Source organism: Saccharopolyspora gloriosae (genome assembly GCF_022828475.1).
Taxonomy (GTDB): Bacteria; Actinomycetota; Actinomycetes; order Mycobacteriales; family Pseudonocardiaceae; genus Saccharopolyspora_C; species Saccharopolyspora_C gloriosae_A.
In genome coordinates, this window is the sequence record NZ_CP059557.1 from 4474803 (window position 1) to 4487730 (window position 12928).

The 12928-nt window shown below is 69.7% G+C and carries 12 protein-coding genes; 10 read left to right on the plus strand and 2 right to left on the minus strand.

The window, feature by feature from the left end:
- The first annotated feature begins 8 nt into the window (after window positions 1–8).
- Genes H2Q94_RS19315 through H2Q94_RS19335 form a run of 5 tightly spaced genes read left to right on the plus strand, consistent with a single transcriptional unit; the run spans window position 9 to window position 4647 of the window.
- Window positions 9–1724, plus strand: a complete 1716-nt coding sequence (locus H2Q94_RS19315; RefSeq protein WP_243788606.1) for a dihydroxyacetone kinase family protein — start codon at window positions 9–11, stop codon at window positions 1722–1724.
- A gap of 34 nt (window positions 1725–1758) precedes the next feature.
- Window positions 1759–2229: a ribose-5-phosphate isomerase gene (locus H2Q94_RS19320; protein ID WP_243788607.1), complete on the plus strand. Its 471-nt coding sequence runs from the start codon at window positions 1759–1761 to the stop codon at window positions 2227–2229.
- Window positions 2226–2996, plus strand: coding sequence for a triose-phosphate isomerase family protein (locus H2Q94_RS19325; RefSeq protein ID WP_243788608.1), 771 nt, complete (start codon window positions 2226–2228; stop codon window positions 2994–2996). Before H2Q94_RS19320 ends, H2Q94_RS19325 begins: the two co-directional genes overlap by 4 nt.
- The gene (locus H2Q94_RS19330) at window positions 2993–3793 is read left to right on the plus strand and encodes a sugar phosphate isomerase/epimerase family protein (protein ID WP_243788609.1); all 801 of its coding nucleotides are present in this window, start codon (window positions 2993–2995) and stop codon (window positions 3791–3793) included. The genes H2Q94_RS19325 and H2Q94_RS19330 overlap by 4 nt, the downstream gene beginning before the upstream one ends.
- Window positions 3790–4647: a phosphogluconate dehydrogenase C-terminal domain-containing protein gene (locus tag H2Q94_RS19335; protein WP_243788610.1), complete on the plus strand. Its 858-nt coding sequence runs from the start codon at window positions 3790–3792 to the stop codon at window positions 4645–4647. The genes H2Q94_RS19330 and H2Q94_RS19335 overlap by 4 nt, the downstream gene beginning before the upstream one ends.
- Window positions 4648–4857: 210 nt before the next feature.
- Here the strand turns inward: H2Q94_RS19335 and H2Q94_RS19340 are convergent, their stop codons facing one another.
- The gene (locus H2Q94_RS19340; RefSeq protein ID WP_243788611.1) at window positions 4858–5730 is read right to left on the minus strand and encodes an aldolase/citrate lyase family protein; all 873 of its coding nucleotides are present in this window, start codon (window positions 5728–5730) and stop codon (window positions 4858–4860) included.
- Between the two features lie 425 nt (window positions 5731–6155).
- On the opposite strand from H2Q94_RS19340, the gene H2Q94_RS19345 reads away from it, so the two are divergent.
- The 4 genes from H2Q94_RS19345 to H2Q94_RS19360 all read left to right on the plus strand — a co-directional run bounded on the left by H2Q94_RS19345 (window position 6156) and on the right by H2Q94_RS19360 (window position 10688).
- Window positions 6156–6599 (plus strand): ATP-binding protein, encoded by a 444-nt coding sequence (locus H2Q94_RS19345; protein ID WP_475273668.1) that lies wholly within the window; start codon window positions 6156–6158, stop codon window positions 6597–6599.
- A gap of 89 nt (window positions 6600–6688) precedes the next feature.
- On the plus strand, window positions 6689–8182 hold the full coding sequence (locus tag H2Q94_RS19350; protein ID WP_243788613.1) for a hypothetical protein: 1494 nt from the start codon (window positions 6689–6691) through the stop codon (window positions 8180–8182).
- A gap of 20 nt (window positions 8183–8202) precedes the next feature.
- Window positions 8203–9681 (plus strand): ABC transporter substrate-binding protein, encoded by a 1479-nt coding sequence (locus H2Q94_RS19355; protein WP_243788614.1) that lies wholly within the window; start codon window positions 8203–8205, stop codon window positions 9679–9681.
- A 23-nt stretch (window positions 9682–9704) separates the two neighbouring features.
- On the plus strand, window positions 9705–10688 hold the full coding sequence (locus H2Q94_RS19360; protein ID WP_243788615.1) for an iron-siderophore ABC transporter substrate-binding protein: 984 nt from the start codon (window positions 9705–9707) through the stop codon (window positions 10686–10688).
- Here the strand turns inward: H2Q94_RS19360 and H2Q94_RS19365 are convergent.
- Window positions 10685–11428, minus strand: a complete 744-nt coding sequence (locus tag H2Q94_RS19365) for a helix-turn-helix domain-containing protein (RefSeq protein ID WP_243788616.1) — start codon at window positions 11426–11428, stop codon at window positions 10685–10687. The two genes, H2Q94_RS19360 and H2Q94_RS19365, sit on opposite strands and share 4 nt — an antisense overlap.
- Window positions 11429–11877: 449 nt before the next feature.
- On the opposite strand from H2Q94_RS19365, the gene H2Q94_RS19370 reads away from it, so the two are divergent.
- Window positions 11878–12894, plus strand: coding sequence for an acyl-CoA dehydrogenase family protein (locus tag H2Q94_RS19370; protein ID WP_243788617.1), 1017 nt, complete (start codon window positions 11878–11880; stop codon window positions 12892–12894).
- Window positions 12895–12928 lie beyond the last annotated feature (34 nt).

Consider the following 12928-nt stretch of genomic DNA (forward strand, 5'->3'; position numbering starts at 1 on the left):
GAGAGCTCATGGCCCGCCTATTCAACGAACCCGGTTCCTTCGCCGAGGAGATGCTGGAAGGTTTCGCCGCCGCACAGGCTCACCGGGTGCGCCGGGTGCCGGGCGGCGTGGTCCGCCGCAACCGAGGCCGCGCGGGTGAGGTGGCCGTCGTCATCGGCGGCGGATCGGGGCACTACCCCGCGTTCAGCGGTCTCGTCGGGGACGGGCTGGCGCACGGCGCGGCGATGGGCAACCTGTTCGCCTCGCCGTCGGCGCAGCAGGTTCGTTCGGTGGCGACGTCCGCGCACAACCGCGGCGGAGTGCTGCTGTGCTACGGGAATTACGCCGGGGACGTCCTGCACTTCGGCCTGGCCGAGCAGCGGCTGCGCGGCGACGGCATCAACTGCCGCACCGTCGTGGTCACCGACGACGTCTCCAGCGCCCCCGCCGACGAGCGGGACAAGCGGCGTGGCGTCGCCGGTGACCTGGTGGTGTTCAAGGCCGCTTCCGCCGCGGCGGCCGAGGGATACGACCTGGACGAGGTGGCGCGGGTCGCCGCCCACGCCAACGAGCGCACCCGGTCGTTCGGCGTCGCTTTCGGCGGCTGCACGCTGCCCGGCGCGGAGGAGCCGCTGTTCACCGTTCCGGACGGGAAAATGGCCGTGGGATTGGGAATTCACGGCGAACCGGGCATCGCCGAGCAGGAAATGCCGACCGCCGACGAGCTCGCCGAGCTGTTCGTGCGGACCCTGCTCGCCGAGGTGCCCGACGGCGTGGAGGTCGCCGGAGCCCGGGTCGCCGTGGTGCTCAACGGCCTCGGTTCGGTGAAGTACGAAGAGCTGTTCGTGGTGTACCGCCGCGTCGCGCAGCTGCTGGCCGATGCCGGGATCGCGGCCGTCGAACCCGAGGTCGGTGAGCTGGTGACCAGCTTCGACATGGCGGGCGCCTCGCTGACGCTGTGCTGGCTGGACGAGGAACTCGAACGGTTCTGGCGCGCACCGGCCGATTCCGCCGCGTACCGCAAGATCACCGCGACCGAGGCCGGCGATGCGGAGACGGCCGAGGATTTCACCGAGATCGACGTGATCCCGGCGGCCACGGAGGAATCGCGGCGGGCCGCGCGCACGGTGCTCGCCGCACTCGACATCATCAAGTCCACAGTGGAGGAACACGCCGCTGAGCTGGGCAGGATCGACGCCGTCGCGGGCGACGGCGACCACGGGATCGGCATGCAACGCGGCGCGGACGCAGCCGTGGCCGCCGCGCACGACGCGGCGCAGCGCGGAGCGGGTGCGGGCAGCACGCTCACCCGCGCCGCCGACGCCTGGGCCGACCGAGCCGGCGGCACCTCGGGCGCGCTGTGGGGCGTGGCGTTGCGCGCCATCGGCACCGAACTCGGCGACGAGACCGCGCCCACCGCGCAGGCCGTCGGAGCCGGGGTGCGGGAAGCGACCGACGCCGTGATCCGGCTCGGCAAGGCCGAGATCGGCGACAAGACGCTGGTCGACGTGCTCGTTCCGTTCACCGAGGAACTGCTCGGCGCGCTGGAGACCGGTGCGGAGCCTGCCGCCGCGTGGGACACCGCCGCGACCGTCGCGGAGGAGGCCGCCGCGGCCACCGCCTCGCTGCGCCCGCTGCGCGGCCGTGCCCGGCCGCTGGCCGAGAAGAGCCTCGGCACCCCCGACGCCGGGGCGGTCTCGCTGTCCCTGATCACCCGATCCGTGCACACCGTGATCGCCGGATGAACTCGATTTCCGTTGTGGTGAAAGGAGAAATCTCGTGAGCGACAAGCTGCGCATCGTGGTCGGCTCGGACGACGCCGGGTTCGACTACAAGGAGATCCTCAAGCAGGACCTGGACAACAGCGCGCTGGTCGAGTCCGTGCGGGACGTCGGCGTGGACGCGACCGGGCACACCCCCTACCCCACCGTCGCCATCGCCGCCGCCGAACTCATCGCCGCGGGCGAAGCGGACCGGGCGCTGCTGGTGTGCGGTACCGGGCTGGGCGTGGCGATCGCCGCGAACAAGGTCGAGGGCATCCGCGCCGTCACCGCGCACGACGGTTTCTCCGTGGAACGGGCCATCTTGAGCAACAACGCGCAGGTGCTCACCTTCGGCCAGCGCGTCGTCGGCATCGAGCTGGCGCGCAAGCTCGCCGGTGAGTGGCTCACCTACCGCTTCGACCCGGAATCCGGCTCGGCGCAGAAGGTCGGCCTGATCACCGAGTACGAGAACGGGTCCACCCGGTGAGGACGATCGGCGTCAGCCTGAAGATGTACTTCAGCCACGACCGGACGCTTCGCTGGTGCGCGGAGGTCGCCGAGATCGCGCGACGGCACCCCGCGCTGCGCGACGGCGCGGCGGAGCTGTTCGTGCTGCCCTCGTTCACCGCGCTGTCGCCCGTTCTGGAGCGCTGCCGGAACAGCTCCGTCGCCGTCGGCGCCCAGGACCTGTTCTGGGAGGACGCGGGCGCGTTCACCGGTGAGGTCAGCGGTTCCGTGCTGCACGAGATGGGCTGCCGCTACGTCGAGGTGGGCCACGCGGAGCGGCGCAGGCTGTTCGGCGAGGACGACTCGACGGTGGCGGCGAAGACGGCGGCGGCGCTGCGCAACGGGCTGGTTCCGGTGCTGTGTCTGGGAGAAGAGCAGGCGCACGGCGTCGACGACGCGGTGCGCACCTGCCGGCAGCAGCTCGACTCGGCGCTGCGCACCGCGCGCGAGGCCGGGGTCCTCGGTCCGGTGACGGTGGCTTACGAACCGCAGTGGGCGATCGGCGCCGCCGAACCCGCCGACCCGGCGTTCATCGGCGCCGTGTGCGGCGAACTCCGCGAAGCCCTGGCCGCGGATCCCGCGTCGGCGGGCAGCCGCGTGATCTACGGCGGCAGCGCGAAACCCGGACTGCTCAGCGCGCTCGGGGACTCCGCCGACGGGCTGTTCCTGGGCCGGTTCGCGCACGAATCCGCCGCGCTGGAAAGGATTCTGGACGAAGTGGCCGAACTCGACGGAGCGCTGTCATGACGATCGGGCTCAGCACCTACGCGTACTTCTGGCAGTGGTCGGATCACGTTCCGCGGCCGCTGTCGCTGATCGAGATGCTGGCCGACACCGCGCGGCAGGGCGTCGAGCTGTTCCAGATCTGCGACTACCCGCCGCTGGAGTCGATGAGCGACGCGGAACTCGACGAAGTCCGCGGTGAGGCGCGGCGGCTCGGCGTGCGGCTGGAGCTCGGGACCCGCGGTCTGCGGCCCGCGCACCTGCGCCGCTATCTGGAGCTCGCCGGTCGGCTGGACGCGACGCTGGTGCGCTCGATGATGCGCTCCGCCGACAGCGAACCGACGCTCGACGAGGCCGAGGGCTTCCTGCGCGAGGTCGTGCCGGAGTACGCGGCGGCGGGCGTGACGATCGCGCTGGAGACCTACGAGCAGGTCCCCACCCCCACGCTCGTCGAGCTGGTGGAGCGCATCGCGGATCCGCACCTGGGCATCTGCCTGGACCCGGCGAACGTGGTGGCCGCCTTGGAACTTCCGGAGGCGGTGGTCGACCTGACCGCCCCGCACGTGGTGAACGTGCACGTGAAGGACTTCGCGTTCACCCGTTCGCCGGGCTGGGTCGGATTTCAGCTCACCGGCGCTCCGCTGGGCACCGGACAGCTGGACCGGGCGCACGAGGTGCGCGCGGTGCGCGCCGACGAGCGCGACGTGAACGAGGTCATCGAGCACTGGCTGCCCTGGCAGGGCGATGCGGAGACGACCTGCGCGGTCGAACGGGAGTGGACCGCGCACAACCTGGACTACTTGAGGAGCGAGCGGACATGACGGACTCGAAGCTGACGATCGCGGTCATCGGCGCGGGCGGCAAGATGGGCATGCGGGTGTCGAACAACCTGCAGCGCACCGAGCACACCGTGCGCTACAGCGAGAACTCCCCCGCCGGTCAGGAACGCGTCACCGAGGCGGGCCGCGAGGTCACCGAGACCGCCGTCGCCGTCGCGGACGCCGATGTGGTGATCCTGGCGGTGCCGGACATCGTGCTCGGCAAGGTCTCCGAGGAGGTCGTGCCGCAGCTGCGCGCCGGTTCCATCGTGGTCACCCTCGACCCGGCCGCCGCGTACGCGAATCTGCTCGCGCAGCGCGAGGACCTGGAGTACGTGGTCGCGCACCCCTGCCACCCGTCGGTGTTCCTGCAGCGCCGCACGCCGGAGGAGCTCGCGGACACCTTCGGCGGCATCGCGGCGCCGCAGGAGGTCGTCGCCGCGATCGAGTCCGGGAACGAGGAACGCCGCGCGGTCGCCGAGACGGTGATCCGCGCGATGTACGCGCCGGTCGTGGACGTGCACTGGGTGACGGTCAAGCAGCTCGCCTACCTGGAGCCGACGCTGGTCGAGACGGTGGCCTGCATGGTCGGCGACCTGCTCAAGGAGGCGCTGCACGAGACGGTGCACACCGTCGGCGTCCCGGAGCCGGCGGCGCGCGCGATGCTGCTCGGGCACACCCAGGTGGCGCTGGCGAACACGCTCAAGGGCGACAACCCGTTCTCCGACGCCTGCCTGATCGCGATGGACTACGGCCGCGAGTCGATCATCAAGGACGACTGGAAGAAGATCTTCAACGACGAGCAACTGGACGCCGTGATCACCCGGATGCTCAAGCTGGACGGCATCAAGCGCTGATCCCGCGCCGCACGACCACCCCGCACGACCGCTGGGCGCCACCTGCCGGTCACCGCGGGGAAGCCGAACGCACCGCCTCAAGGGAGGGCGGTGCGTTCGTGCATCCACCGACCGGCAAATGGGCGATTCACTCCACCGCCGGGCACGGGTGACTGCCCCCTTCGACCGGTGGGAGTGGGCGAAGAGGCGTTGACCTCGGAAGGTGCTCGTTCAGGTGGTCGGGGTGAGGGTGTCGACGGATTTGCTGCGGCGGAGGTAGCGGCGGGCTCGGTGGGCGACCGCGTCGTCGACGGTCTCGCCCTCCAGTTCACCGCCGCCTGCCGCGTAGACCGACATGACTCGGTTCGCCCAGGTGAGTTGGTCCTCCGTCGGGGCGAACGCGGTGTTGATCGCGGAGACCTGCTTCGGGTGGATCACGGCCTTCGCCGAGAACCCCAGCCGGGCGGCGCGGTTGGTCTCCTCCGCCAGACCGAGCTGGTCCCCGGTCTCGAAGAACGGGGCGTCGATGGCGACGACGTCCACCGCGCCCGCGGCGAGCACGATGGAGCTGCGCACGGATTGCAACGACTCCCAGTCCCCCGCTGCGCCGAGGTTCGCGGCCAGGTCCGCGGCACCGACCAGCACGGCCACCACCCGGTGCTGCGAGGCGAGGATGCGCGGCAGGTCCCGGACGCCGCGCGCGGTCTCGATGAGCGGGACGAGCATCGTCCTGCTGCTCGCCTCGAACAGCAGGTTCTCGATGACGCCGAGCGCACCGGCCGATTCCATCTTCGGCAGCACCAGCACGTCCGGCGCGACGTCCGCCGAGATCAACGCGGTGAGGTCGGCCAGCCCGGCGGCGGTCGACGCCGAGTTGATCCGCACCGAGGTCACCACGTCGTCGCGTGCCGCCGTGGTCACGTGCTCGATGACGATGTTGCGAGCGGCCGCTTTGTCCGCCGGTAGCACGGATTCCTCGAGGTCGAGGATCACGGCGTCGGCTCCGTTGCGGGCCGCCGATTCGAAAAGTTCCGGCTTCGTGCCGGGTGTGTACATCCAGCTGCGCGCGGCGCGCACCGCGGTCTCCACGTCGCCTTCGATCATGTCCGTCCCCCCAGATCGGCCGAATCCGACGGTACGAGCCACCTGGATCGACGGCCATTCGACGACCGATCCGTTCATCCGCTCCGGGGACACGCTCACCTTTGTGGTGCTTTCGTGGAATGTTCCGCCGTGCCGAACATTCCCCTTCCGGCCAAGACGAATGCGGACACCGGATGGCCCGAACCTGAAGTGAATGTGCACGGCCCCACCCGTTGATCACCGGTTTTCCCGAGCACACCAAGGGTCGACAATTCCGCGAGCGACCACAAAGGACGGTTATGGGTTTGATCTTCCGTTATCGTGCAACGGGGTTCGCCGATCCCGCAATCCGGCGGGGTTTCGTTGACGTTCCGATCACCCGTGACTACGCTGGGTCGTCTGCCAACGGGGAATGCGGTTCAATTGAATGAGTCGGGGGACTTTTCGTGACACTGCGCGCAATCGGGGAAAGACCGGGTGTAGGGGGATACCTCTTCGGCCGGGAGCCCGCGATGCGCCTGGTGCGGGAATTCGCCGACCGCCCCGGCCAGGACGGAACCGCCCACAGCAGACCGCTGCCGGTGCTGCTGTTCACCGGACCGCGCGGCAGCGGCAAGACCGCCTTCCTCGCCGCCCTCGAACAACGCCTCGACCAGCAGGTTCCCTACGCGCGCATCGACTGCGACGAACTCGGTCCGATCCGGGCCACGCTCTCGGCCATCGCCTACGAGCTGAACCGGAACAGCTCCGGACACGACCGGATCGCCTTCCCCGATTCATCACCGGGCAGATCGTCGCCGAACAGGACCTCGACGGCACCGATCCCGCGCTCGCGCGGCTGCAAGCCGAGCAAGCGCTGGCCGAACACCGCAGCAGCGACCGGCTGCTGAGCTTCCTGGCCGAGCTGGCGCCGGATCCGGTGGCGGATCACCGGACGGCCTCCGGACATCACGTTCCCGACCTGCTCCGACGCGGAATCATGTCCTGGCGGCGTGGTCGCAGAGTGCTGCTCGCGGAGGGCCAGGACTGGTTCGGACACCAGGATCGCGGGCTGACACGGGACCCGCTCGACGTGCTCGTCGAGCTGAACCGGCGGGCGCGGGAACACGGCAGCGCAGACAGCGCGAGCGAAGCGGGCGAACTGCTGTGGGCGGCGTTCCTCGCCGACCTGCGCGAGAACTTCGGTCGCGGCCACCGCGGTGCTCGCCGTCCGCTGAACTGCTTGGTGCTGCTGGACAACGTCGACTCGCCGGCGGCCAAGATGCTGCTGGACGGGCTGGTTCAGGCCCGCAGGCAGTACGCCGCGCACGTTCCGGACGGCTCCGATCCACTGACCTTGGTGGCCACCAGCCGGGGAAAGCGCTCCGGAGCGGTCATCGCGTCCGGGGAATCCGTTCCCATGCGCGAGATCGACGAATTCGACCTGTCCCGCGAGGAGCCCTACTACACGGATTACGTCGAACACGGCCAAAGACCGTGGTATCCGGTCCGGTTGCGCGACCTAACGCCGGACGAGGTCGCCAACATGGTCGACGAACTCGGCCGCTACGCGGGGAACCAGAAGCGGCGCGTCAGCGACACCGTTTTCCGCTTCACACAGGGGAATCCGGGAGCCACCCACCACGTTCTCGCCGCCGTCCAGGCGCACTCGGCCGATCCGATCGACCTGGGCGACCTGCTGCACCCGGCGGAAATCGGGGCGGCGCAAGCGGATCCGTCGATCGCCTTGCCCGGCCCCGCGGCGCGGTTCCTCACCGGCACTCCCGATGAGGCCGTCAACGACCTCATCACCTGCTCGGCCGCGCGAACCCAGGACTCGGCGGAACGGCTCATGGCGCGCAGCGGGCTCGCCGTCGCGCACGGCGGGCGGTCGGTGTTCGCCCCCGAACTGTGGATCCCCGACAAGAACGGCGTGGACAACGTGCTGCCACCGGTGCTGCGCAGGATGCTGCTGCGCGAGCTCGCCGCCCGCGCACCGGAGGACCCCGCCGCATGGGACGCGGTGCACACCTGGCTGAGCGAGGAACACCGCGACCACGGCGACGAAGTGGGCGAGCTCTACCACCGCGACGAAGTCGGCGAGCTCTACCACGCGCTCGCCACCGGCGAGGTCGAGTTCGTGGCCCGCCGGATCGCGGGAATGCTGGGCAACACCGACTTGACGGTTTGGCTGGACACGCTCACCGCGATCACCAAAGCACCGAACCGGCTGGACCACGACGGCACCCAGCTGGACCTGGTGCGTTCACTGACCGACTGGACCCCTCCCGGCCACCTTCCGCTCGCCCCGGTGGCCCGGCTGATCACCGCGCTGTGGCTCGACGCGGACCCGCTGGGCGATGGCAGGCGGCACTCGCTCTACCTGGAGATCGCCGCCTGCTACGACGAGATCGCGCCGCACTCCGGCAGCGGGCTGGCGACGTTGCGAGCCGAATCCGAGAAGTACCGCAGGTGGTCCGAACTGACGGATTGACGCCGGACGAAAGGAAAAGCGTGAGTTTCGAAACGCCACCCCGCCCGCGATGGCTCTTACGGGTCTCGCTGGCAGTGGGAACCGTGCTCGCCCTCGCACTCGGCGTCGTTGTGGTCGTTGATGTCGTGTACCGGTGCGATACCAACGTGTGGAGCAGCGACCAGGGCGAGTGCGTTGGAGTGACGGACGGTTCGTACGCTTACGACACCAAACTGGAAGACGTCTCGGAGAAGATTCTGCGAGCGAACGAGGAAGCCGAAAGAACTCCCCAGTCCGTGACCGTGGCGATCTTGATGCCGATGACCGCCAACCCGGGCGACAGCCTGTCCATCGAGCAGATTCGCGACTACCTGCAGGGTGCCCACATCGCACAGTTGGCGCAGAATCAAGGTGGACCCGGCTTGAAGGTCCGTTTGGCACTCGCCAACGAAGGCCGCAACGAACATGCTTGGGAACAGGTCACCGATCAGCTGCTCGACATGGTCGATGTGCCGGGTGGCGACACATCGGAGAACCTGGTCGCCGTCACCGGGCTCGGGCTCAGCGCGCCCGAGACGGAGCGAGGCGCCCGCAAGTTGTCAGCGGCCGGTGTCCCCATGGTCGGTTATCTCAGCGCCGACAGGTTCAACAGCACCTACACCGAGAACGGCCCGGCCATCAAAGGTCTGGCCCGCGTGTCACCGAGTCTGGACCAGGAACTGTCCGCCATCGCCGCACACCTCGACGAACAGCCCGACAAGCCGTCCACAGCGCTTCTCGTCCACGACGAGAATCCCTATGACTACTACACCGAGGATCTTCGATCCAACTTCAAGGACGAGTTCGACGATATTCTGGACAACGCTGGGAGTTCATCCGCGCCCTACAGTGGTGGGCCGACAGCGTTCGGCCTCGACACCCAATTCGGGTACATCGCCAATCGATTGTGCGGGCCGAACGCTCCGAGAACAGTGCTGTACGCGGGACGCAGCAACTTGCTGCCCACCTTCATCGAGGAAGTCAGCAGGATCGGCTGTCCCGGCGACCAACCGATCACCGTGGTGACTGGTTCCGAATCGACCGACCTACCGCACAAGTCGGAGGCGGGCCGTTCCCCGGTTTCGGTTCTCTACGCGTCGGTGTCCGATCGCGCGGCGTTGACCGACGATCGCAACGTGCACAAAGATCGGTACCACCGGTTCGCCGCCGCCTTGCACGAGAATTTCGAGAAAGTCCGCGAATCGAACTGGAGCGTGATGGGCCACGACGCCACGCTCACAGCGACCGAGGCGGCGAAGAGGTCCGTGAAGGGCAAGCCAATCGTGCCCACCACAGGTGGCGTGAAGGCCAACCTGTTCCTGCTCAGTCACCCTAGGGACTCCGTTCCCGGCGTCAGCGGACAGTTCATGCTGGACGCGGACTCCGGTGACCGGGTCAGTGGGCCGATCCCGGTGCTGCGGCGTGACGAGTTCGGCAACACAACGGCGGTGGACCTCGGCGGACTTGAAACGGCACCGTGATCGGCCGCGGGTAGCCTCGCGGCGTGGTCATCATCGAGCGTGCACCGGCCCTGATCGCGGCGAAGAAGGTCGCGCTGATCACCCTGCTGGTCGGCCTGCTCGCCGGATGCTCCACGGCACCGGCTCCGCCGGAGGCGGCGAGCGTGCCGGTGCCGCACCGGCTCGGCACCGCCTTCGCACCGCCGCACCCGGCGCGGGTCGTCGCGCTCGGCCCCGCCGATCTCGACGCGGCGCTCGCCCTGGGCGTGCGGCCGGTCGGGGTCGGTCTGCCGTTGTCGGCGGAGATCCCGCCGTGGGCGCAGCGTCCCGACTGGCATCCGGTGACGTTGCGGCCCACCGACGGCGGCTACTCCACCGAGGCCATCGCCGAACTGCACCCGGATCTGATCCTCGCGGGCAGCGACTACTACATCGACCGCGAGTATCCCGAGCTGTCCCGCCTCGCACCGACCACCGCGTTCGAGCACGCGCCCGACGAGGAGCCGTGGCAGGTCACGACCCGGCAGGTCGGGCGGGCGCTGGGCAAGGCCGCCGAGGCCGACCGGCTCGTCACCGGCACCGAGGACCGCATCCGCACCGAATCGGCGGCACATCCGCAGCTGGCGGGCGCCGAGTTCGCGGTCACCCTCGCGCACGGTCCGGGCGGGCTCGGCGTGATCCGATCTTCGCGGGACGTCACGGTCCGCACGCTCACCGAGTTCGGCCTGAGCCTGTCACCGGCCGCGGCGAGCCTTCCGGGAAAGGGGTTCTCCGCGCAGGTCAGCGCGGAGAACCTGGCTCAGGTCGACACCGACGTGCTCATCACCGCCTACCCGAATCCGGCGCTGCGCCCGGAACTCGAATCGGCACCGGTCTTCCGCAACCTCCGCGCCGTGCGGGACGGCGGCTACCTGCCGGTCGACGGCCCGGACTGGCCCGCGCTGCGCGAACCCGGTGTCCTGGCGCTTCCCTACCTGATCGACCACGTGCTGCCCGGCCTCGCCGAAGCCGCCGCGCACCGGAGCTAGCCGTCCTGCGCTAATCGGTCCGAACGCCCGCGTTCAAGAAGTGCGTGCACGCGTTGCAGCACGTCGAGCTGGGCGGTGTTGTACAGCTCGACGAGTCCTTGACCGACGACCGACATCGCGACGGCTTCTCCCCCTGGAGCAGCCACCTGGGCGTTCTCCAACGACGGATGTTCCTCGTAGTGCTGGAGGATGTCCGGCGCGAAGCTTTCGGCCAGTCGCTGCCGGGTGTCCTCGCTCGCGTCCACGGGCAGGGCGTCGAATTCGGCGTCGGCCTCCGTGCGCGGAACCGCGTGCAACTTCTGCAACGAGGCCATCTGCGTCGGCCCGAAGACCCGTGAGCAGATCAGCAGGAAGGACCGGTCGGCGTCGGTCATCTCCCCGGCGAACGCGTCGAACCCGGCGGGAACATCGGCCGCCGCCCGGTGCTCGAGGATCACCGCCAGTTCCTCCCGCATCTGCTGCTGGCGCCGGATGCTCGCCGCGAGCTCCGCATCAAGGGTGCGCAGCGTCTGCTCCGCGTGCTCGCCCGATTCCTCCACCGCCGCGATGTCGGACAGCGGCACGCCCAGGTCGACGAGCCGGCGGATCCGCAGCAGCCGGATCAGATGCCGGACCCCGTACTTCTTGTAACCGTTCGACGACCGTTCCGGCTCGTCCAGCAGGCCGATCCGGTGGTAGTGCCGGACGGTTTTCAGCGTCGTGCCTGCGAGCTCAGCCAGTTGACGCGTGCTCCACGCCACCGGATCCCCTTCCCATGCCCGGACGGGGGTGATCCCCGACCGTCGAGTTTCTCCGGTAATGAAAAACCGTGCCCTCAGGTCATAGTCAAGCGACGACCCGCGGCGGGGTCGCTCCGGCACCATCCACCACACCCGCATCGTCGGGCGTCACGACGGTGGCCGGCCCACGCCTTCGCCGGCGGCTCGAACGAGCCGTTGCGCGCGAGCCCGCACCGCGCGTGGTGCGCGGCAACGGAAACGACGAGCACAGGCTTCGGCGGACTCACCGGCTCGTCGGTCCCGTTCCGGTGCGGCCTTGGCGAGCTCGACGAACTTCGCCAGACCAGAACGCCCGACCCCGAGATCGATCCGGGTGCGGCTGAGCAGCGGACCGTGGAGGTGCTGGTTCTCGGCGGGCTTTCCGGGTGAAACGACCTTTCGCCGCCATCCGCCGCGGGTAGCCTCGCGACGTGGTCACCATTGAGCGCGCGCAGACCCTTGCCGACGAGGTGCTGTTCCCCGCGGCGTCCGCGGTCGATGCCGGCGGCACGGTGCCGCGCAGCCACTTCGACCTGTTGGCGCAGGAGGGTTTCTACGCGCTGGCGGCGCCGGAGGAGCACGGCGGCCAGGGGTTGACGATCCACGAGAACGCTCGGATCTTCGAAGCGCTCGCCGGGGGCTGCCTGACCACCGCGTTCGTCTGGGCTCAGCACCACGGCGTGGTGCGCGGGCTCGCCACCACCGACCGCGTCGAACTGCGGGAGCGCCACCTCGCCGACGCGGTGCGCGGCACGTTGCGCGGCGGAGTGTCGTTCGCCGGGGCCATCCCGCAGCCGCCGCGATTGCACGCGGTGCCGGTCGACGGCGGCTACCGCCTCGACGGTGAGGCGCCGTTCGTCAGCGGCTGGGGCCTGGTCGACGTGTTGCAGCTGTCGGCGCGGCACGGCGACCTCGTCGTCAACGGACTCGTCGAAGCACGGCCGGATACCGGGATCCGCGTCGAACCGCTCGATCTCGTTGCGGCGCAGGGAACCTCGACGGTGCGGCTGTGGTTCGACGGCTACTTCCTCCCGGCCGACCGGATACTCGGCGAGGTTCCGCACGCGGCGGTGATCGCCGCCCAAGCCGGTAGTTCCCGGCTCAACGGCTCCCTGCCGCTGGGATTGGCCGGGCGGTGCGCGCGGCTCATCGCCGAAGCCGGACGACGCGAGGTCGCCGACCAGGTCGAAGCTGAACGGGACGCGGTGCGGAACCGGCTGGACAAGGCCTTCGACGAGGGCGCGGACATCTCACCCGACCGAGCCGCGGCCGCCGATCTGGCGTTGCGCGCGGCCGGTGCCGTCGTCACCGCGGCCGGAAGTTCCGCGCTGCTCCTCGGCGCGCACGGGCAGCGATTGGTGCGGGAGGCAACGTTCACCCTGGTGGCCGCCTCCCGGCCGCCGATCAAGGACGGCATCCTGAGCCTGTTGGCGGGCGGCGTTCGCTGAGACAGGGCGGCGCGCTGAGGCGGTGCGACGTGCG